We start from the raw sequence: 20,165 nt of genomic DNA, 5'->3' as shown, positions 1-20,165 counted from the left end.
AGTTCCCCCGGCAGTCGTAGAGAAGACGCTATCGACGGGTCCAGGTTTTATCCCCGCGGCTTGAGCGTCAAACTACCCGGACGCGTCGTCCTCGGTTGGGAGGGCTGACGCCTTCGGGGAGTGGACGACTCCGAGCCATCTCTTTATCAACTATCTGGCCACCACGGTGTTTTATGGCGTTACGACAATCGACCCGTATCAACAAGTACATCAGCGAAAGCGGGATGTGCTCTCGCCGTGAAGCCGACCGTTTCGTGGAGCAGGGCAACGTATGGATCAACGGGCGCCGAGCGACGACCGGCGACCAGGTGGTGGCGGGGGATCGGGTCAAGGTCAATGGGCAGGAGATCGAGCCTCAGGAAGCGGAGGATCTGATCCTGATCGCGCTGAACAAGCCGGTGGGTATCGTCAGCACGACCGAGTCCAGCGAGAAGGACAATATCGTCGAGTTCGTGAAACACGGCGCGCGAATCTTTCCCATCGGCCGACTCGACAAGGATTCCCAGGGGCTGATCTTCCTGACCAACAACGGCGATCTGGTCAACAAGATCCTGCGCGCCAACAATCATCATGAGAAAGAGTATCAGGTGACGGTCAACAAGCCGGTCACCGACGAATTCATCGACGGCATGCAAAGTGGCGTGCCGATTCTGGGCAAGGTGACGAAGCGCTGCCAGGTGCGCAAAGAGTCCACGTTCGTGTTCACCATTACCCTGGTGCAGGGGCTCAACCGACAGATACGCCGCATGTGCGAGTATTTCGGCTATGAAGTCACTCAGCTGATTCGTACCCGAATCATGAACGTGGCGCTCAAGGGTCTGGCGCTGGGCGACTGGCGGGATCTGACCGAAAAGGAACTCGACGGTATTCTCGCGCTGACCCAGCAGTCCGAGAAGGTGGCCGACAAGGGCCAGTCACCCCGCGCCAGGTCGGCGTCGAAAGCGGGTGCGAAAAGCGCCGGTCATGGGCCAGGGAATAGCTCGGCCGGTGGCGCGAAGAACAAGCCGCCCAGCGCGGGTGGCAGGGGTGGCCCCGCCAGCCGTCACGCCGCGAAATCGGGCGCGCGGGGCTCGGCCACCCCCCCGGGGAAGGGCAGGTCTGCAGAGAAGGGCAAGCCGGCCGCGAAGCGCAAACCGGCCATGAAGGGAAAGCCAACGGCGAACGGAAAACCCGGCGCCAAAGGCAATCCGAAGGCCACCCAGGGCAAGCCTGGCGCCAGGGGCAAGCCGGCAGGGCAACACGCCACGAAGTCCGGCAACGGCGGGCCGAGCCAGTCCAAGGCGGCGTCATCGAAACCGGGCAAGCCCGATGCCCGCCGAAGCGGCAAGAGCGCCGGCCGTTCAGCGCAGGGCCGCAAGAAGCGCTAAGGCGCGGGCCGTCGATGCCGATGTTTGCGCCGCTCGCGCCGCGTCAGCCGACGTGGTCGATTACCTGATCGAACCCCTGCTTCATGTGCGCTTCGATGAAGTCGAGCGCCGCTGGCAGGGACTCTCCCTTGGCATGCTCCAAATAGCGGTCGTGGGACTGGCGCGCCGGGCCGGATCGGTTGTGTGCCCGCTGATGCAGGACGAAATAGCAGCGCAGATGCGGCTTGACCCGCCCCCAGGCATCGATCAGCAGGGCATTGCCGCTGAGTTCGTAGCACCACTGATGCAGCTCCAGCTCACGATCGATGGCAAGCGCACTGTCGCCGCTGTCGATTGCCTCGAGCAGGCGGGCGTGACGCCGGTCGAGATCCGCGAAACTCTCTGCGCTGCGTTTGGGCCACAGGCTGCGAAACGCCATCTGCTCGATCCCGGTGCGGTACTCGTAGAGTTGATGCAGCCCTTCGCTGGTCAGCTCGAGTACCCGCACGCCCTTGTAGGGCTCGCTGATCAGCAGTCCGATATTCATCAGGTGCCGAATCGCTTCGCGCAAGGGAGCGCGACTGACCCCGAGCTGCTTGGCGAGCGCGTTCTCGGTCAGTCGTGTCCCCGGCGCAATCGTGCCGTTGGCGATCAGCGTCTGTAGACGCTGTGCGGTCTGTTCCCAGAGTGTGCGTCGCCCGGGTATCTGCTCGATGTCGGTGGTGAACATTCGGTTCCAGCGGTTGGAATGGAGGCCTTCAGGCGTGCAGGTAGGCGTCGTAGAGCGCCGCCAGACGTGCCGTAAGGCTTTCGCTTTGGGGGTTCACGATAGCATGTCCGTCGATTTGATAGACCGGTGTCAGACCGCCAAGCGTGCCGGTCACGAAAGCCTCGTCGGCAGTGTAGGTCTCTGCCAGGGTATAGTCCGTCTCGCGAACGACGATACCGTTGTCGCGGGCCAGACGCATGACTGTCTTGTGGGTGATGCCGTTGAAGTTGTAACGGCCGGTTGAGGTCCACAGCTCGCCATCGCGAACGATGAAGAAGTTGGTGGAGTTGCAGCTGGCGACGAAACCGTGAGGGTCGAGCATCAGCGCCTCGTTGGCCCCGGCGTTGATCGCCTGGATCAGGGCCTGAATGAAGTTGAGTCGGCTGTGGGAGTTGAGCCTGAGATCGAACACGTCCGGCGAGCTGCAGCGAAACGTCGACGTGAACAGCGTCAGCCCCTTCGCCTTGGCCGCCTTGTCGATCACCTTGTGCTCGGCAACGATGACGATGGTCGCCTCGCCGAGCAGGAATCGCGGGTCCTGGTTGGGCGTGCTCTTGAGGCCGCGGGTGACCATCAAACGGATATGCACGCCGTCGGTCATGTCGTTCTTCGCCAGCGTCTCGTGGATCAGGCCGACCAGTTCGTCGCGGTCGACACCGATATCCAGTGAGATCGACGCCGCCCCCTGATAGAGGCGCTTCATGTGCTGGTCGAGTGCGACCAGCTTGCCGTTCACCAGGCGAATACCTTCCCACACGCCATCACCCAGCACGAAACCGCTGTCGAAGATCGACACCGTCGCCTGGCTCTTGGGTTTGAATTCGCCGTCGACGTAGACGATGACGTCCTCGTTGCGCGCGTCGGCGACGTAGGATTGCGAGCTGCCGTTGGTATGGGTCATTCGGGTGTCTCCAGAAAACGAAAATCAATGGGCGGGTTCGACATCGGTCTGCGGGCGTTGCCACATGGCGAAACCGGTGAAGCCGTAGAGCAGCGAGAACGCCATCACCAGCCAGTGGTACCAGAGGAAGGGCAGGTAGTCGGCGGTAGCGACACCGGTGGTGGTCGCCATGAAGACGGCGCCGCTGGTCCATGGAATCATCGGCGTGGAGAGCGTGCCGCCGGCCTCGACGTTGCGTGACAGCACCACCCGCGCAAGCCCCAGCCGGTCGTAGATGTTTCGGGTCATCGACGCGGCCGTGAAGATGGCGACATACGCCGCGCCGCCGAAGATCGTGCCGAAGAAACCGCAGGCCATGGTGGCGAGCGTCAGCCTGCCAGTGCTGCGGTGCACCATCTTCGTCAGCGCGTTGGCGATGGTTTCCAGCACGCCCAGACGTTCCATCAGTCCGCCGAGGCCCAGCGCGAAGATGACGATGGCGATCACCGGTAGCATCGACACCATGCCGCCGCGGTTGAGGATGCTGGCGAGGTAGCCGTCGCCGTAGTCGCCCTGATTGCCTGCATAGAGTGCAGTGACGGCCTGCAGCGGCGTACTGCCCTGGATTGCCCAGGCGCAGGTGACGCCGAGTACCGCACCGATGGCGATGACCGGCAGCGCCGGCTTGCGCAGGGCCAGCAGCACCAGTGTGGCGAGGATGGGCAGCAGCAGCCAGAGCGAGATCGAGAAGTGCGCGTCGAGCTGATTCATGACCGCATCGGCCTGCTGCATGTCGTAGTCGGCGCTGGAGAAGTGATTGCCGGCGATGGCGAAACCGACGGTTGCCAGGCTCACGCAAGGGACGCCGGTGTAGAGCATGGAGCGCACGTGCTCGATCAGCGGCACTTCACAGATGGAGGCCGTCAGCACGGTGGTATCGGAAAGCGGCGAGAGCTTGTCGCCCACGTATGCGCCGGAGATGACCGCGCCGGCAACGACCGGCAGCGGCAGTTCGAAACCGTGGCCGATGCCCATCATGGCGATCCCGATGGTGCCGACCGCGCCGAAGGACGTACCCGTGACCAGGCCGGTGAGGGCGCAGATCAGAAACGCCGCCGGCAGGAACCATGCGGGGTCGATCAGCGACACGCCGTAATAGATGACGCTGGGAACAATGCCACCGGCGATCCAGCCGCCGATCAGGGCACCGACGGTCACGATGATCAGAACGCCTTCGAGCCCGCTGCGGATCCCGTCGAGCGCACCCTGCTGTAGCGAGTCGTAGGCGTGCCCCAACCCTTTGCCGATCGCGAACATGGCGAACCAGGCGGCAAAGAGCGCCAGCGCCACCGGAATCTTGAGGATCAGCACCGTCGACATGATGACGGCGAAACTGGCAAGGATCAGACAGAGGGCACCAGGCCCCGGTGGTCGGGCATTCCGTGAAGTCATTTCGCACCTCTAGCGTTCTTGAGCTTGTTATGTGTCGTGCTGCCCAAGATTGTATACAGCATACAAAGAGGTCGATTCAAGCGATAGCCGAAGCGCGTTAGCGTTAGGGCCGCTGCAACCGGCCAGCATCGAGACGAAAAAAAGCGGCCGAACGCGGCCGCTGGAGGGGAGAATCGGAAAAATGAAAAGGTCAGTCGCGGCGCTTCTGTGAGTCGTGACGATCCTGACAGTGGTGCAAGGAGAACGGCCCGGCTTATCCGCCGTGGCGACCGGACCTAGGCTATGTCTGAAAAGTACTGCGCTTACTCATACGGCGTTAAAAATCGGATGGTGCGCCAGTCCGATCAAGATGCTCATTGACACCCCGTAAACTGGTACGCCAGCCCGGTCTTGCCTTCGCTCGTCGACTTTTCAGACAAAGCCTAGCCGACAGCTTCGACACCGGCCTTGGCAACCTGGACGTCCTGGTCCGGTTTCACTCCCGATACGCCGACACTGCCGATCACGTGGCCATCGTGAATGACCGGCACCCCGCCGGCCAGCAGCGCCGTCATCGGGGCGGTCACGAAGGCGGTGCGGCCATTGTTGATCATATCCTCGAAGACTTGGGTCTCCTTGCGCCCGATCGCCGCGTTGCGCGCCTTTTCGGTGGCCACGCCAGCGCTGAAAGGCGCGGCGCCATTCATGCGACGCAGGCCGAGCAGATGGCCGCCGTTATCGGCGACGGCGATGGTGACCGCCCAGCCTTGCGCTTCGGCTTCGGTCTGCGCGGCATCCAGGATGGTGTTGACGTCGGTGAGTTCGAGTGCGGCTTGGGTAAACATCGGGGTTCTCCTGTGAGGAATCCGTTGGGTTATGGTCAACGATCAAGCGTTATGGGAGGACTGGCGCCTGGTGTCAGGCGGTGTCCAGGCATTCATCCACCAGTTCGATCCAGTGGCGTACCGGCGTGCGTCCGGCGCCATTGAGATGACTCTGGCAGCCGATATTGGCGGTGACGATGGTATCCGGCGCTTGCGCTTCCAGCGCGTCCAGCTTGTTGTCGCGCAGCCGCTTGGCCAGCGTCGGCTGGGTGATCGAATAGGTACCGGCGGAGCCGCAGCAGAGGTGCGAGTCCTGCACCGGGGCGAGCGTGAACCCCAGCCGCATGAGCACGCCTTCGACGGCTCCCCCCAGTTTCTGCGCATGCTGTAAAGTGCACGGGCAGTGAAACGCCAGCCGTGCTGCCGGATGGCGCGTGCCCAGCGCTTCCAGATCCTCCTCCCGCAGGATCTCGACCAGGTCCTTGGCCAGCTCGCTGACGCGCCTGGCCTTGGTGGCATACTCGGGGTCGTCGGCCAGCATTTCGCCATACTCCTTGACGAAGGCGCCACAGCCGCTGGCGGTCTGGACGATCGCTTCCACGCCGGTTTCCCCGGGGGCTCCTCCGTTTTCGATCAGCGGCCACCACGCATCGATATTGGCACGCATGCGTTCGCGCCCAGCGGCCTGGGCATTGAGGTGAAAGTCGATGGCGCCACAGCAGCCGGCTTCCCGGGCCGGCTTGACACCGATACCCAGCCGGTCGAGCACCCGTGCCGTGGCGTCGTTGGTGTTCGGCGCCAGCCCTGGCTGCACGCAGCCTTCCAGGATCAGCATCTGGCGGTCGTGGCGGGCAGGGTCGGGGCGTTGTTGGCGATAGGGTTGCCGTTGCGGCTGGCGGGCCGGAATCTTGTCGCGCAGATCCTGTGGCGCCAAAGGTCGAAACGTCTGGCCCAGGGCCAGCAGGGCCTGAAAGCGCTTGGGTTCGACCAGCGCCGTGCGCAGGCCCAGTCGCATCACGCGCTCGCCGGGCCGGCGACCGACTCGGCGGTCGATCTCGGCACGCCCGATATCCAGCAGTTTGTGGTATTCGACGCCTGAAGGGCAGGTCGTCTCGCAGCTGCGACAGCTCAGGCAGCGATCCAGATGCAGCTGAGTTTCCTCGGTGATCCGGGCATCGCCGTCATCGCTCTCCAGCAGCTCCTTGATCAGGTAGATGCGCCCGCGGGGACCGTCGCGCTCGTCACCCAGCAGTTGGTAGGTTGGGCAGGTGGCATTGCAGAAGCCGCAGTGCACGCAGGTGCGCAGAATGCGATCGGCCTCGACAATATGAGGCTTCGTGCGGGCGGCTTCGGAGAAATGGGTCTGCATGGGATGGAAGTCTCCTCACCACTCGGCGTAGAGCCGGCCGGGATTGAAAATCGACTGAGGATCGAGTCGGTTCTTGAGCTGGCGGTGATACTTGGCCAGCACCGGCGCCAACGGCGTGAACGGTGACGCGCCGCTGGCATCGGGCGTGAAGCGTGTGGCGTGACCGCCGACCGCGATGGCGGCCTCGTGAATGTGGGCGTCGGCCTGCGGGTCGCCCTCGACACCGCGTCCCTCGGAACCTTTCAGCCAGCGTTGGGCACCGGCCCAATCGACGAGCCAGTCGCCCTCGAGCGCCGGCATGCGGGCCAGCGCCGGCAGCGACAGACGCCACAGGGTGGCAGAAGTCTCGAGCGCGTCAGCGAAGAAGGGCAGTCGCTGCTCGCGAAGTTGTTCCCAGAACAGCGGCTCTTCCGCTTCACCGCCAAGGCGCTGACGCGTGGCCGTCACCGAGCCTTCGCCGCCCTCGAGTCTCAGGTGCAGCGTCTGGCCATCATGAGCGGCACCGGTGATCGGCAAGGGTTCTCGACCCCAGGCCGTCAACCGATCGAGCGCTTCGGCCAGCGGCAGTTCGAAGCGCAGGCAGGCGCGTGCCTGGGGCAGCGGCAACACCTTGAACGAGATCTCGGTCAGCACCCCGAGCGTGCCCTGGGCGCCGACCATCAACCGCGAGAGATCGTAGCCGGCAACGTTCTTCATCACCTCGCCGCCGAATCGCAGCAGCTTGCCCTCAGCGGTAATGACGCGAACGCCGAGCACGAAATCGCGCACGGCGCCAACCCACGGGCGGCGGGGGCCGGAAAGTCCGGCGGCGACCATGCCGCCCACCGTGGCGTTGTCACCGAAGTGCGGTGGTTCGAAGGCGAGGCGCTGGCCGTTGTCGGCGAGCACCCGTTCGAGATCGCGAAGCCGAGTGCCGGCGCGCACGGTCGCTACCAGCTCCACCGGATCGTAATGCACGATGCCGTGGTGGCCGGTGGTGGAGAGCGACTGCGCGGCATCGACCTGGCGACCGTAGAACGCCTTGGTGTCGCCGCCGACGATTCGCAGCGTGGCTCGCTCGGCCTGGGCGCGCGCGACCTGCTCGCAGAGCGCCTCGCTATCGTCGTTGCCCGCCAGCGCATCCGGCCCGGGTTCGTCCGCCGAGGTGTATTCCGGCCGCTGATCCTGCAGATGAGTCATGGGCGTGATTCCTGTTTCTGAAGCGGCGTGGCGCTATGCCTCGTATCAGAGCTCAAAATCTGGGCAGCTCGGGATGCGGCAGCTCACCGTGATGCACGTGCATGGCACCGAATTCGGCGCAGCGGGCCAGCGTCGGGATGTTCTTGCCGGGATTGAGCAGGCGACGCTCGTCGAAGGCTGACTTCACCGCATGAAACAGGGTGATCTCGTCGTCGGCGAATTGCGTGCACATCTGGTTGAGCTTCTCGCGGCCGACGCCGTGCTCGCCGGTAATGGTGCCGCCCGCCTCGACGCACAGCTCGAGAATCTTGCCGCCGAATGCCTCCGTGGTCTCGAGCTCGCCCGGCTGGTTGGCGTCGAACAGGATCAGCGGGTGAAGATTGCCATCGCCGGCGTGGAAGACGTTGGCGACCCGCAGTCCGTAATGCGCGGACAGTTCGTTGATGCCCTTGAGCACGCGCGGCAGTTCACGCCGCGGAATGGTGCCGTCGATGCAGTAATAGTCCGGCGACATCCGGCCCACGGCGGGGAAGGCGGCCTTGCGGCCGGCCCAGAACAGCTGTCGTTCGGCATCGTCGCGCGCGAGCTGGATCTTAGTCGCGCCAGCGGCATTGAGCAGCTCGCGAACGCGCTCGCAGTCGGCCTGCACGTCGACCTCGACGCCGTCCAGTTCGCATAGCAGGATCGCCTGAGCCTCGACCGGATAGCCGGCGTGAACGAAATCCTCGGCGGCGCGAATCGCCAGGTTATCCATCATCTCGAGTCCGCCGGGAATGCAGCCAGCGGCGATGATGTCCCCGACTGCTCTGGCGGCCAGCTCGACGTCGTCGAAGCAGGCCATCAGCACCTTGGCCACTTCCGGCTTGGGCAGCAGCCGCACCGTGACCTCGGTGATCACCCCGAGCATCCCCTCCGAGCCCATGAACAGCGCCAGCAGGTCGTAGCCGGGAGTATCCAGCGACTCGCCGCCGAGGGTCATGCGCTCGCCCTCGATGGTGACGATCTCCACGCTCAGCACGTTATGGACGGTGAGGCCGTACTTCAGGCAGTGCACGCCACCGGCGTTCTCGGCGACGTTGCCGCCGATCGAACAGGCGATCTGCGACGACGGATCGGGGGCATAGTAGAGACCGAAAGGCGCCGCCGCCTCGCTGATCGCCAGGTTACGCACGCCGGGCTGAACGCGGGCGATGCGGGCATCGGCATCGACGCTGAGGATCTTGTTGAAGCGGGACATCACCAGCAGCACGCCTTTTTCCAGCGGAAGCGCACCGCCGGAAAGCCCGGTGCCGGCGCCGCGTGTCACTACCGGTACATGATGCTCGTAGCAGACCCGCACCAGCGCCTCGACCTCGGCCAGCGTCGTGGGCATGGCCACCAGCATCGGCACCACGCGATAGGCCGACAGGCCGTCGCACTCGAACGGTCGCAGGTCCTCCTCGCGATCGAGCACCGTCAGTTGGGGAGCGACCGCCAGGATCGCCGCCATCAGCGCCGATTTGTCGACGTCGGCGATATCGCCATCGATGCGCTCGTCATAAAGCAGTTCCATGGCCTCTCCTGGGTGCTGATCTTGCATCGGGTGCGGCTCGGGAAAACGATTTTGTGGAAGCGCTTTCCACATCGGTGATCCGACCATTCTGTGGAAGGTCTTCGGCAGCGGCTATTAGCCAAAAGCCCAACGAAAGGAAAAGTGGTCAGACCAAAAGGGTGGCAACGGCGCGACTCCCGACCGTGGCCGGGAGTCCTCGAGCGTTAACGCCTGACGTCGATCGGCGCTGTCTGGTCATCCGCCCATGAGCGGGTCGTTGAAGCCGAACACATAGAACGCGAGCAGCCCTATGATCCCCGCGAACAGGCAGTAGTAGATCGTCGGCAGGATCGTCTTGCGCAGCGTCGTGCCTTCCCGACCGAGCAGTCCGACGGTGGCGGAAGCCGCAACCACGTTGTGAATCGCGATCATGTTGCCTGCAGCGGCGCCCACGGCCTGCAGCGAGATCATCATCGCGGTGGAGACGCCCAGCACTTCGGCGACATTGAACTGGAACGCCGCCAGCATCAGATTGGAGACGGTGTTGGAGCCGGCAATGAACGCACCGAGCGCACCCACCGCCGGGGCGAACAGTGGATAGATCTGACCCACGCCATCGGCGACCAGCTGGGCCATGGCGACAGGCATCGAGACCAGGTCGGACTCGTTGACGCCCGAGTTGATCAGGATCCGCACCATCGGAATCGTGAACAGCAGCACGAAACCGGCGCCGAAGATGGTCTTGGAGGACTCGGCAAAAGCGGCCTTGACCTGGGGGGCGCGCATGCGATGCAGGAAGATCGTGCAGATGACGGCGATCAGGATGATGCCGCCGGGCAGATACAGCCATTCGACGCTACCGGAGACGCCTTGTTCGCCGAGGATGTTGCTCCAGCCGGTACTGATCGATGACAGGCCCGCCTTGACCGAGGGGATGGTGCGCGAGATCACCAGCAGGATGGCGACGATGACGTAGGGCATCCAGCCCCGCAGCGTCGACATCGGCGCACGGCCGGCGACATCGTCGACCTTGATCTCGATGGTGCCGATCCATTCTGCCGGCCATTTCGAGCGCTCCGGGAAGTCCCAGGTATCCTTGGGCAGCAGGAAGCCCTTGCGCGCCGCCGGGACCACGATCGCCAGCCCTATCAGGCCGCCCAGCAGCGACGGGAATTCAGGTCCCAGGAAGACGCCGACCAGCATCGAGGGGACCACGAAGCTGACGCCGACGAACAGCGCGAACGGTGTGATCGACAAGCCTTCGGTCCAGGATCGGTTTTCGCCGAAGAAACGCACCATCACGATGACCAGGATCAGCGGCATGAAGACACCGATGATCCCGTGGGTGACGACCACCTCCGAAGTGATCAGGCGGAAATAGGTCTCCCAGGTCGAGCCGTTGGTGGTGAGCTGATCGGCGATCGCTACCTGATTCACGCCACCGGTGACACCCACCACGATCGGGGTGCCGACGGCGCCGAACGAAACCGGCGTCGACTGCAGCATCATGCCGACCACCACGGCAGCCAGCGCCGGGAAGCCCAGTGCCACCATCAGCGGGGCGGCCACGGCGGCCGGCGTGCCGAAACCGGAGGCACCCTCGATGAAACAGCCAAACAGCCAGGCCACGATCAGAGCCTGCACACGACGGTCCGGACTGATGCCGGAGAAGCCGTTGCGGATCGCCATGATGCCACCCGAGTGCTTCAGCGTGTTGAGCAGCAGGATGGCGCCGAAGATGATCCACAACAGCGAGACCGTCATGATCAGCCCCTGCAGCGTCGAGGCCAGCACCCGGGTGCCGGTCATGTCCCAGGCCAGCAGCGCGATCAGCACTGCAACGACGAATACGATCGGCATCGCCGTCCGTGCCGCCATGCGGAAACCGATCAGCAGGATACCGGCCAGCACCAGCGGCAGGAAGGCAAGCAGAGAGAGAAGCGTGTGATCCATATCGAGAGCCCCTGTGTCGTTGTTATCAGTGGGAGGTCGCCGGTAGCCATCGCGACCTGACGATGGCGCTTGCCGGATCGCCGGCCGATGTCGATATTCTTCCGCTCGATACTCAGGCGTGGCGATTGACTCGGAAGATAACCACAGAACGGGTCACTGCCAATCGTGGTTAATTGGTCAGACCTTTATGGGGCGGGACATGGGATCGCTTTCCAAGTACTTGAACGGAAAAGAGTTAGGAGCCTATTGGCGGGGGTGGAAACGGGGGCGGTTGGCGGTGGCGCTGCGACTAATGGACATCGCCGCCTCACCGGAACGGCGAGGCGGCGACGGTGTCGAGGCAAGAGAGGGCCCGGCCACGGGTTGCGGTGAAATGGCCCGGCGACAGAACCGTCAGCCGGTGGCGAGCACACCCGTCTCGGCTTCGACCTGCTCGGTGGACATCAGCTCGAGGGTCACGGGGATCGACTTGCCGGCGATGGTGTTGCTCTGCCGATCCCGATTGGCCAGCGGAATCAGATCGTTGACCTCCGGGTAGTAGGCGCCGAGACAGTTCTCCGGCAGGTCGTAGGCGATGATCTTGAAGCCCGACACGCGACGTTCGATACCATCGTCGCTCACCGCCCTCAACGTGACCCGGTTGCCGGCTTGGAAACCGTGCTTCTCGATGTCGGCAGGATTCATCATCAGTACCATGCGGGTGCCGTAGATATCCCGATAACGGTCATCCAGGGAGTAGACCGTGGTATTGAACTGATCGTGCCCGCGGATCGACAGCAGCTGGAAGTGGGCGTCGCCCGGTTCGGAGGCATCTTCGGTGAGATGGTCGTCGGGGAACAGGAAGTGGGCCTTGCCGGAGTCGGTCTTCCAGATCCGGTCGCGGGCGGCGATATCGAGATGGAAGACGCCTTTCTCCCCCAGGCGCTGATTGAAGTCGTAGAAGGTATCCGGCTGCGTCGCTTCGATCCTGTCGCGGATGCGGGCGTAATCCTCGGCGAGCCACTCCCAGTCGACCTTCGGGTTGGGGGCGAACGTCGCCTTGCCGAGGCCGGCAACGATGGCGATCTCGGAGCGCAGATGCTCCGACGCCGGCTCCAGGGCACCCTTGGAGCCCTGAACGTTGCACATGCCGTCTTCGATGGTAATGGTCTGCTCGACGCCGGCCTGGATGTCCTTCTCGGTGCGCGCCAGCGCCGGCAGCAGGTAGGCCGCCTTGCCGTGTATCAGATGGCTGCGATTGAGCTTGGTGGCAATCTGGACGGTGAGCGGGATGTCGCCCACGTGGGCGGCGACACGGGCCTGGTCTGCGATGGCGCGGAAGAAGTTGCCGCCCATGCCGAGAAACGCATCGACCTCGTCACGCAGGATCGCCTCGCAGCAGAGCGACACGTCGTGACCGTGCTCGCGCAGACATTCGATCCCGAACACCTCGTCCATCTTCGCCAGGAACGCCTCGCCGGACTTGTGAAAGATCCCCACGGTGCGATCGCCCTGGACGTTGGAGTGGCCACGAACCGGGCAGGCGCCGGCGCCGCGCCGGCCGATATGACCGCCCATCAGCAGCAGGTTGAGAATCTGATGGACGTTGTCGCCGCCGCGGATGTGCTGGGTGATACCCATGCCCCAGCAGCAGATCACGCGCTCGGATCGCATCCAGGCCCGGGCGGCTTCCTCTATCGCCGCACGTTCGAGCCCGCTGTGGCGCTCGATACGCGCCCAGCTCAGGTTGCGGCAGTGATCCGCGAACGCGCTGAAGCCATCGGTGTGCATCGCAATGAAATCGTGGTCGATGACACCCTTGGCGCCGCTGGCACGAGCCTCGTCGTCGACATCGAGAATGTGCTTGCAGATGCCCTGAATCGCGGCGATATCGCCGCCGATGCGGACCTGGTGATATTGCGAGCTGATCGGCACGCCGTGGTTGGTGAGCATGTCCCTGGGCGTCTGCGGATTGGCGAACTTGACCAGCGCCCGTTCGCGCAGCGGGTTGAAGGTGATCACCTCGGCGCCGCGCAGGCGCGCCTCGTGCAGCAGCCCCATCATCCGCGGGCTGTTGGTGCCGGCGTTCTGGCCGAACAGGAAGACGCAATCGGTATGTTCGAAATCCTCCAGCACCGTGGTTGCCTTGCCCACGCCGATACTTTGGGGCAGGGCCACGGTGGTGGTCTCGTGGCACATGTTGGAGCAGTCGGGAAAATTGTGCGTGCCGAGCATGCGACCGTAGAGCTGCCACAGGAATGCCGCCTCGTTGGAGGTGCGCCCCGAGGTGTAGAGCTCGACTCGCTTCGGGTCGAAGGCGGCGACGCGCTCGCCGATCTCGCGGAAGGCAGTCTCCCAGTCGATCGGATCGTACTTGTCGGTCGCCGGGTTGTAGCGCATCGGGTGCGTCAGCCGCCCTTGCTTCTCGAGGGCGTGATCCGACCAGCCGTGCAGCTCGGAGACGGTGTGCCTGGCGAAGAATTCCGGCGTGGTCCGCGCGGCCGTTGCCTCCCAGGCGACCGCCTTGGCGCCGTTTTCGCAGAACTCTGCCGGGCCAGGCTTTTCCGGATTGGGCCAGGCACAGCTCGGACACTCGAACCCGCCGTTCGGGTGATTGATCTTGAACATCAGGCCGTTGCCCTTGAACGGCACCTTCTCGCGCAGGAAATGCGACTCGGTGGCCTTAATCGACTGCCAGCCGCCGCCCGGCGCATCGTGTTTGCCCTGCTTGCCATGCAACTCGTCATCCTTGAGTCGGCGTACCATGATCTACTCCTTCGTGACCGATCCGAGGTGGTAAACCCGCCGCGATCCTGTCTGAAAAGTCCTGCCCGAAAAGGTGGCTCGCAGGCTCACGGTATGACTGCTATCCGTAACAGTATGGCAACGATTTCCGATTTTCGCCGACGCGATGTGAATCGTCAGCGTGCGCGTTCAGGGTTTGACGACTCACGCTCCCTTGGACATGCTGCGACCACTGCAGCGTGACAGCCGTATCTGACGAGGAGTGTGACATGGGCCGTAAGATGTTCGATCTGTGTGGGCGCGACGAGCGTCTGCGATTCTCTCCCTACTGCTGGCGGGTCAAGTATGCGCTGGCGCATAAAGGGCTCGATTGCGAATTCGTGCCGTGGAAGTTCACCGACAAGGAGGCGATCGCCTTCTCCGATCAGACGAAGGTGCCGGTATTCGTCGATGGTGACCAGACGGTCGTCGACAGCTACGAAATCTTCCGCTATCTCGATCGCGTCTATCCGGACAAGCCGCTGCTGGGAGGCGAGACGGCCGAGGCTCGGGCAAGATTCTTCAAGTTCTACGCTGAGCGTTCGCTGGCGCCGGGCGTCATGCGCACCATCCTGATGGACGTATTCAACGCCGTGCATCCCGACGACCGTGACTATTTCCGTACCACGCGCGAAAAGGCGTTCGGCCGCACGCTGGAGGAGATGCACTCGCCGAGCCAGGGGCTATCGATGCTCGACAAGGCACTGGAGCCGATGCGCGGTCGACTGGAAGAATCGCCGTTTCTGGAAGGCGACGAAGCGGGCGCATCGGACTATCTGGTGGTGGGCGCGTTCATGTGGGCGCGGGTCACCTCCGCGGCCGATCTGATCTCCAACGCCGACCCGGTCTACGCCTGGTTCCAGCGAATGCTGGATCTGCATGGCGGCGTCGGCCGCAATGCCACACGGATCGTCGATATCGACGGCGGCTATGCCAACTGATCGCGAGCTTTAGCCGATCGAGCAGGCGCTTTTGAACGGCGCGGGGCGATGTCGGAAGACGCCGCCTCGCGCAAAGCCTATCCTGACAGCATCCGGCTTACCGCCGGGCGTCACGACAGGAGCCTGTGATGATCGATCTCTACTACTGGACGACCCCCAACGGTCACAAGATCACGCTTTTTCTCGAGGAAGCGGGTCTCGATTATCGTATTCATCCGGTCAATATCGGCAAGGGCGAGCAGTTCACGCCTGAGTTTCTCGAGATCGCCCCCAACAACCGTATTCCCGCGATCGTTGATCGTGCGCCGGCCGATGGCGGTCAGCCGCTGTCGCTGTTCGAATCCGGCGCGATCCTCGAATATCTGGCCGACAAGAGTGGCAAGTTCCTGCCCAAGAGCGGGCGCCAGCGCTATCGCGTGCTGCAGTGGCTCAACTGGCAGATGGGCGGGTTGGGGCCGATGGCGGGCCAGAACCATCACTTTCGCAACTACGCGCCGAAGAAGATCGATTACGCCGTCGAACGCTACATGAACGAGACCTCGCGGCTTTACCGCGTGCTGGACAAGCAGCTCGACGATAACGATTTCGTCGCCGGCGATGATTACTCCATTGCCGATATGGCGATCTGGCCGTGGATCAAGCCCTACGAGAAGCAGGGCATGGACCTGGAAGACTATCCCAGCCTGCAGCGCTGGTTCGAGCAGATCGGCCAGCGCGAGGCGGTCAGGGTCGCCTACGCCAGGGCGGAAGAGATCAATCCGCAGAACAACGTGGAAATGACCGACGAGGCGCGCAAGCACCTGTTCGGGCAGTAGCGCCTGCGCCACGACGCCAGACTTGGCGATATCCACGACAACCCCGGCCTCGGCCGGGGTTGTCGTTTTGCGCTCTAGCCGGCAAAGAACTCCCGGACCTGGCGAAACGCGGTCGAGAAATAGAGCTCGTAGGTGTCCTTCTCGACGAAGCCGATATGCGGGGTCGCCAGCACCCGGGGATGGGCCTGGTAAGCGTTGGCACCGGCGGGCTCGTTCTCGAATACGTCCAGCGCGGCCGCCCCGGGACGCCCGGCATCGAGGGCGTCGAGCAGCGCACCGGCGCGGATCAGCTCGGCACGGCTGGTGTTGACCAAGAGCGCATCGGCGCGCATCGCGGCAAGGTCCGCCGGCGTGATCATGCCTCGGGTATCGCCATTGAGCTTGAGATGCAGGCTGATCACGTCGCAGCGGGCAAGGAAGGCGTGACGATCGGGCTCGAATTCGATGCCCATTTCGAAGGCACGTCCGGCGCTGCTTTCCCGACCGTGTGCGACGACGTTCATGCCGAAGGCCTGGGCGTAACCGGCAACCAGATTGCCGATCTTGCCCAGACCCCAGATGCCCAGCGTACGCCCGTGGACGGCGTGGCCCAGCGACTCCGCCTCCAGGAGCTGGTTGGTGCGCTGCCAGTCACCCTCGGCCTGTCGGGCGAGATAGCCGCCCAGACGCCGACAGCCCGCCATGATCAGCAGCCAGGTGAGCTCCGCCGGCGCGATTGGCGAGCCGCCACCGTCGCGTACGGCGATATCCAGTTCCTGGCAGGCCTCGACATCGATGGCCGAGGAGAGTCGCCCGGTCTGGACCACCAGCTTGAGATTCGGCAGCTGCTCAAGCAGTTCGCGGGTCAACGAGGTGCGTTCGCGGATCAGGATGATGGCGTCGCTGTCCGCCAGGCGGGCGGGCAGCGCCTGGTCGTCGAGATGTCGATGTTCGATGTCCAGGCGCACATCGCTGCCGTCGAGTTCGTGGGCGGCATCGAGAAAGGCACAGCATCCCTGATAGTCGTCCAAGACCGTGACCGTTATCGACATGACTGCTCCCTCGAAATGATGGCGTTTGCGCATTGTTGGCACTTTCGCCATCGGCTGTCGAGTCGCTTTCACCGTCTTCGATGGCCGGTCTTCGTTTCAACTCTCTTCGCGCTCCAGGAACTTGCGTACCCGCTCGGTACTGGGGTTGGTGAAGAACGTCTCCGGGTCCGCCTGTTCGATGATCAGCCCCTTGTCCAGGAACACGACCTTGTCGGACACCGCCCGGGAGAAGGCCATCTCGTGGGTGACGATGACCATGGTGTAGCCCTCGGCGGAGAGATCCCTGATCACCGACAGCACCTCGCCGACCAGCTCCGGGTCGAGCGCCGACGTCGGCTCGTCGAACAGCATCACCTCCGGCTGCATCGCCAGGGCGCGAGCGATCGCCACGCGCTGCTTCTGGCCGCCGGAGAGGGTGCTGGGGTAGGCGTCGGCCTTGGGCGACATGCCGACCTTCTCCAGCAGTTCGCGAGCGTGGGCCTCGGCCTGGGTCTTCGATTTGCCCAGTACGTGGATCGGCGCCTCGGTGACGTTGTGCAGCACGTTGAGATGCGGCCACAGGTTGAAGCTCTGGAAGACCATGCCGGTACGGGCGCGAACCCTGGCCAGCTCGCGCACCGGCATGGGCCGGCCGGCGTCGTTGACCCCGATGCGCTGGCCGCCGATATGAATGCTGCCGCGGTCGGGCTGCTCCAGCCAGTTGATGCAGCGTAACAGCGTCGACTTGCCGGAGCCGGAGGAGCCCAGAATCGTCACCACGTCGCCTTCGCGCACCTCCAGATCCACGTCGCGCAGGACCTCGACGCCGTCGAAACTCTTCGACAGATGGCGGATCGAGACCGCGGCCTGCTCGCTGCGGGCTGCGTCAGGCACGGTTTGTTCAGCCCCGACCCTTTCAGACGTGTTCTTCTCAAACATTGTCGAACCCCCGTTTGGCGCTGAAGCGGCCACACTGCTTGATGATGATCTCCATGACCACGCTGACCGCCCAGTAGAAGCCGATGACCACGATGAAGGCCTCGGTAGGGATGAAATAGGTTCCCGACAGGCTATTGGCGGCGGCGGTGAGTTCCTGCACGGTGATGATTACCAGGAAGGCGGTGTCCTTGAGCGCGTAGATCAGCTGGTTGCCCAATAGCGGCCGGGTCTGCATCACGATCTGGGGCAGGATCAGGCGGAAGAACATCTTGCCCTTGGTGAATCCATGCGCCTTGGCGGCTTCGACCTGGCCGGGCGGGAAGGTCAGCCGGGTGCCGCGGAATATCTCGGCGAAATAGCAGCCGTGGTAGACCGCGAGTGCCCCGACGCCGGACCACCACGCATCGAGACGAATGTCGAACGCCGGCAGACCGTAGTAGAGCAGATAGGCCAGGATCAGAAACGGCAGCATCCGCATGCCGTCGATGACTACCCGCAGCGGCACGGTCAGGCGTGGCCGGCTTCCCTCCAGCAGATAGAGCATGCCGCAGCCGATCAGGAATGCAGCGCTGATCGACAGGCCGAAGATCTCCATCGTGCTGAAGAATCCGCTCCAGAACTGGTCACGGGCGCTCCACAGAATCTCCCAGTTACTCATGGCGCCTCCTCGGCGTTTGGGGACTGCCGCCCTGTCGTTGTTGGCCCATCACACCGCCAGCCGATTGGCGCGACGTTCGGCGATTCGCTGCAGCCAGACCAGGCAGCCGATCGCGGCCATGTAGAGCGCGCAGGCGACCAGAATCGGTGGCAGGGGTTCGTAGGTGACGGCCGAGATGCGATTGGTGACCCGGGTCAGGTCGACGATCCCGATCACCGCGATCGCCGGGCTGCCCTTGATCAGAAACGACATCTCGTTGATCAATCCGGGCAGGCTGGTGATCATCATCTGCGGCAGCATGATGCGCCGGAAAGTGACCCACGGTGTCATGCCGGCGGCCATGGCCGCCTCGCGCTGATCGCGGGAGAAGTTGCGAAAGGCGCTGCGCCAGATTTCGGCGTTGAACGCCGTGGTGTTGAGCGTCAGCGCCAGGATGCCGGCGACGTTGCGATCGAGATTGATGCCGAAGGTCGGGGCGCTGAGGAAAATGAACAGCGCCAGCGTGACCAGCGGCGTGGCACGCGCCAGGCTGATATACAGCACCAGAATCTGATCGATGACGGGAATGCGGGCGAGGCGGATCAGGGCCAGCATCAGGCCGGCCGTGACCCCCATGGCGATCGATACGCCGGAAATCCAGACGGTCGTCCAGGCGCCCTCGAGCAGCATCTGCCAGGCACTGGCGTTCATGGGCGGCTCCCGAAGACTTGAGAACGGGGAAGGCGCCGCGCAAACCTGCGGCGCCAAGGATGTTACGTGTCAGGCGCTGTGACGTGTCAGGCGATGAGGTGTGTCGTGCGACTCGACGATCGGGCCACCAGGATCAGTCGTCCAGGCCCGCCAGCTCGTGGAACTGCTCGACGCTTTCCAACGGCTCGTCGGGCAGGTCGGGGAAGCTCTCGCCGAACCACTTCTCCTGCAGCTCGGCCAGACGGCCGGTTTCCTTCATGTGATCGAGGAATGTGGTCATGTAGGCGAGCAGTTCCGGGCTCGACTTGGGGATCGGCCAGGAGACGTAGCCGGCGCCGGAGACCGCCGGGCCCTTGGCAAAGACGTCCGGCTTGGAAGTCACCAGCGTGTTGACCGGCACGGCCGAGTCAATGACGAAATCGAGGCGGCCGTTGGCCAGGTCGGCGAAGGCTTCGGGGTAGGATTCGTACTGCACTACCTCACCCAGCTCGCCGCCGTCGTCCTCGAGCATCTTCTTCAGCTCCGGCAGCCGCGACAGCAGCACGCTGCCCGCCTGAACGCCCACTTTCTTGCCGCTGAGGTCGTCGACGTCGTTGATGCTGTCGTCGTCGGCGCGCTTGATCGCGAAGTGTTGGGCGGAGGCGTAGGGCGGGGTGTAGTTGAACACCCGCAGGCGCTCGTCGGAGACCGAGGCGCCGGTCAGCGCCATGTCGTACTGGCCGGTAGAGACGGCCGCCAGCAGGCCGGTCCAGGGCAGGATGTCCTGGCGGATCTCGAAGTCGGCGTAGTTACGCAGCTCCTCGAGCATGTCGGTGTTGAAGCCCTTGGCGTTGCCATCCTCGATGAAGTTGAACGGGGCGTAGTTGTCCTCCGTCGCCACGCTCAGATAGCCGCGGCTTTCGATCTCCGGCAGGTCGGCGGCGAACGTCGCCGGCGACACAGTCGACAGGGAAAGTGCCATCAGCGTACCGGCCATGGTCTTGGCGGCGAGACGGGACAGTGGGAACCTGACGGTGGATTTGCGGTTCGGGAAGCGCATCATGAAGTACACCCTCTCATTGTTGTTG

At 63.8% G+C, this 20,165-nt stretch carries 17 protein-coding genes; 3 read left to right on the top strand and 14 right to left on the bottom strand.

The window, feature by feature from the left end:
- Positions 1-173 precede the first annotated feature (173 nt).
- A complete protein-coding gene (gene rluF, locus BTW07_RS01100) occupies positions 174-1,367 on the top strand; it encodes a 23S rRNA pseudouridine(2604) synthase RluF (protein WP_075568294.1) in 1,194 nt (397 codons plus the stop codon).
- Positions 1,368-1,410: 43 nt separating this feature from the next.
- On the opposite strand, the gene BTW07_RS01095 is transcribed toward rluF, so the two are convergent.
- The 9 genes from BTW07_RS01095 to BTW07_RS01055 all read right to left on the bottom strand — a co-directional run bounded on the left by BTW07_RS01095 (position 1,411) and on the right by BTW07_RS01055 (position 14,027).
- Complete coding sequence (locus BTW07_RS01095) at positions 1,411-2,076, bottom strand: GntR family transcriptional regulator (RefSeq protein WP_075568293.1); 666 nt, start codon at positions 2,074-2,076, stop codon at positions 1,411-1,413.
- Positions 2,077-2,104: 28 nt separating this feature from the next.
- Complete coding sequence (locus BTW07_RS01090) at positions 2,105-3,016, bottom strand: aminotransferase class IV (RefSeq protein WP_075568292.1); 912 nt, start codon at positions 3,014-3,016, stop codon at positions 2,105-2,107.
- A gap of 24 nt (positions 3,017-3,040) precedes the next feature.
- On the bottom strand, positions 3,041-4,447 hold the full coding sequence (nhaC, locus tag BTW07_RS01085) for a Na+/H+ antiporter NhaC (RefSeq protein ID WP_075568291.1): 1,407 nt from the start codon (positions 4,445-4,447) through the stop codon (positions 3,041-3,043).
- A 422-nt stretch (positions 4,448-4,869) separates the two neighbouring features.
- Positions 4,870-5,271: a GlcG/HbpS family heme-binding protein gene (locus BTW07_RS01080; protein ID WP_075568290.1), complete on the bottom strand. Its 402-nt coding sequence runs from the start codon at positions 5,269-5,271 to the stop codon at positions 4,870-4,872.
- 73 nt (positions 5,272-5,344) lie between these two features.
- On the bottom strand, positions 5,345-6,619 hold the full coding sequence (glcF, locus tag BTW07_RS01075; protein WP_075568289.1) for a glycolate oxidase subunit GlcF: 1,275 nt from the start codon (positions 6,617-6,619) through the stop codon (positions 5,345-5,347).
- 15 nt (positions 6,620-6,634) lie between these two features.
- On the bottom strand, positions 6,635-7,798 hold the full coding sequence (glcE, locus tag BTW07_RS01070) for a glycolate oxidase subunit GlcE (RefSeq protein WP_075568288.1): 1,164 nt from the start codon (positions 7,796-7,798) through the stop codon (positions 6,635-6,637).
- Positions 7,799-7,850: 52 nt separating this feature from the next.
- Positions 7,851-9,350, bottom strand: a complete 1,500-nt coding sequence (gene glcD / locus BTW07_RS01065) for a glycolate oxidase subunit GlcD (protein WP_075568287.1) — start codon at positions 9,348-9,350, stop codon at positions 7,851-7,853.
- A gap of 234 nt (positions 9,351-9,584) precedes the next feature.
- The gene (locus tag BTW07_RS01060) at positions 9,585-11,282 is read right to left on the bottom strand and encodes an L-lactate permease (RefSeq protein WP_075568286.1); all 1,698 of its coding nucleotides are present in this window, start codon (positions 11,280-11,282) and stop codon (positions 9,585-9,587) included.
- A gap of 393 nt (positions 11,283-11,675) precedes the next feature.
- Positions 11,676-14,027, bottom strand: a complete 2,352-nt coding sequence (locus BTW07_RS01055; protein WP_075568285.1) for an FdhF/YdeP family oxidoreductase — start codon at positions 14,025-14,027, stop codon at positions 11,676-11,678.
- Between the two features lie 248 nt (positions 14,028-14,275).
- Here BTW07_RS01055 and BTW07_RS01050 point away from each other — a divergent pair, with 248 nt between their 5' ends.
- Together BTW07_RS01050 and BTW07_RS01045 are read left to right on the top strand one after the other, a co-directional pair.
- The gene (locus tag BTW07_RS01050) at positions 14,276-14,986 is read left to right on the top strand and encodes a glutathione S-transferase N-terminal domain-containing protein (protein WP_075568284.1); all 711 of its coding nucleotides are present in this window, start codon (positions 14,276-14,278) and stop codon (positions 14,984-14,986) included.
- 128 nt (positions 14,987-15,114) lie between these two features.
- A complete protein-coding gene (locus BTW07_RS01045) occupies positions 15,115-15,801 on the top strand; it encodes a glutathione binding-like protein (RefSeq protein ID WP_075568283.1) in 687 nt (228 codons plus the stop codon).
- 74 nt (positions 15,802-15,875) lie between these two features.
- On the opposite strand, the gene BTW07_RS01040 is transcribed toward BTW07_RS01045, so the two are convergent.
- From BTW07_RS01040 to BTW07_RS01020, 5 genes are all read right to left on the bottom strand, one after another.
- Positions 15,876-16,832, bottom strand: coding sequence for a D-2-hydroxyacid dehydrogenase family protein (locus tag BTW07_RS01040; protein ID WP_341864685.1), 957 nt, complete (start codon positions 16,830-16,832; stop codon positions 15,876-15,878).
- Between the two features lie 96 nt (positions 16,833-16,928).
- Positions 16,929-17,705: an amino acid ABC transporter ATP-binding protein gene (locus tag BTW07_RS01035; RefSeq protein WP_075568282.1), complete on the bottom strand. Its 777-nt coding sequence runs from the start codon at positions 17,703-17,705 to the stop codon at positions 16,929-16,931.
- A gap of 37 nt (positions 17,706-17,742) precedes the next feature.
- Positions 17,743-18,408, bottom strand: coding sequence for an amino acid ABC transporter permease (locus BTW07_RS01030; RefSeq protein ID WP_075568281.1), 666 nt, complete (start codon positions 18,406-18,408; stop codon positions 17,743-17,745).
- Between the two features lie 48 nt (positions 18,409-18,456).
- The gene (locus tag BTW07_RS01025) at positions 18,457-19,098 is read right to left on the bottom strand and encodes an amino acid ABC transporter permease (protein WP_075568280.1); all 642 of its coding nucleotides are present in this window, start codon (positions 19,096-19,098) and stop codon (positions 18,457-18,459) included.
- Positions 19,099-19,231: 133 nt separating this feature from the next.
- Positions 19,232-20,140, bottom strand: a complete 909-nt coding sequence (locus BTW07_RS01020; protein ID WP_244158284.1) for a transporter substrate-binding domain-containing protein — start codon at positions 20,138-20,140, stop codon at positions 19,232-19,234.
- Positions 20,141-20,165: the final 25 nt, after the last annotated feature.

Source organism: Salinicola socius (assembly GCF_001937195.1).
In the GTDB taxonomy this organism is placed as follows: domain Bacteria; phylum Pseudomonadota; class Gammaproteobacteria; order Pseudomonadales; family Halomonadaceae; genus Salinicola; species Salinicola socius.
The sequence above is the reverse complement of the archived record's forward strand: the minus strand, read 5'-3'. Positions and strand labels throughout refer to the sequence as shown.

Coding starts and splice junctions, on each gene's coding strand:
- glcD (WP_075568287.1), bottom strand. CDS start 9,350: ATGGAACTGCTTTATGACGAGCGCATCGATGGCGATATCGCCGACGTC.
- BTW07_RS01095 (WP_075568293.1), bottom strand. CDS start 2,076: ATGTTCACCACCGACATCGAGCAGATACCCGGGCGACGCACACTCTGG.
- BTW07_RS01025 (WP_075568280.1), bottom strand. CDS start 19,098: ATGAACGCCAGTGCCTGGCAGATGCTGCTCGAGGGCGCCTGGACGACC.
- BTW07_RS01060 (WP_075568286.1), bottom strand. CDS start 11,282: ATGGATCACACGCTTCTCTCTCTGCTTGCCTTCCTGCCGCTGGTGCTG.
- glcE (WP_075568288.1), bottom strand. CDS start 7,798: ATGACTCATCTGCAGGATCAGCGGCCGGAATACACCTCGGCGGACGAA.
- BTW07_RS01050 (WP_075568284.1), top strand. CDS start 14,276: ATGGGCCGTAAGATGTTCGATCTGTGTGGGCGCGACGAGCGTCTGCGA.
- BTW07_RS01090 (WP_075568292.1), bottom strand. CDS start 3,016: ATGACCCATACCAACGGCAGCTCGCAATCCTACGTCGCCGACGCGCGC.
- BTW07_RS01080 (WP_075568290.1), bottom strand. CDS start 5,271: ATGTTTACCCAAGCCGCACTCGAACTCACCGACGTCAACACCATCCTG.
- BTW07_RS01020 (WP_244158284.1), bottom strand. CDS start 20,140: ATGATGCGCTTCCCGAACCGCAAATCCACCGTCAGGTTCCCACTGTCC.
- BTW07_RS01040 (WP_341864685.1), bottom strand. CDS start 16,832: ATGTCGATAACGGTCACGGTCTTGGACGACTATCAGGGATGCTGTGCC.
- BTW07_RS01055 (WP_075568285.1), bottom strand. CDS start 14,027: ATGGTACGCCGACTCAAGGATGACGAGTTGCATGGCAAGCAGGGCAAA.
- BTW07_RS01030 (WP_075568281.1), bottom strand. CDS start 18,408: ATGAGTAACTGGGAGATTCTGTGGAGCGCCCGTGACCAGTTCTGGAGC.
- rluF (WP_075568294.1), top strand. CDS start 174: ATGGCGTTACGACAATCGACCCGTATCAACAAGTACATCAGCGAAAGC.
- nhaC (WP_075568291.1), bottom strand. CDS start 4,447: ATGACTTCACGGAATGCCCGACCACCGGGGCCTGGTGCCCTCTGTCTG.
- BTW07_RS01045 (WP_075568283.1), top strand. CDS start 15,115: ATGATCGATCTCTACTACTGGACGACCCCCAACGGTCACAAGATCACG.
- glcF (WP_075568289.1), bottom strand. CDS start 6,619: ATGCAGACCCATTTCTCCGAAGCCGCCCGCACGAAGCCTCATATTGTC.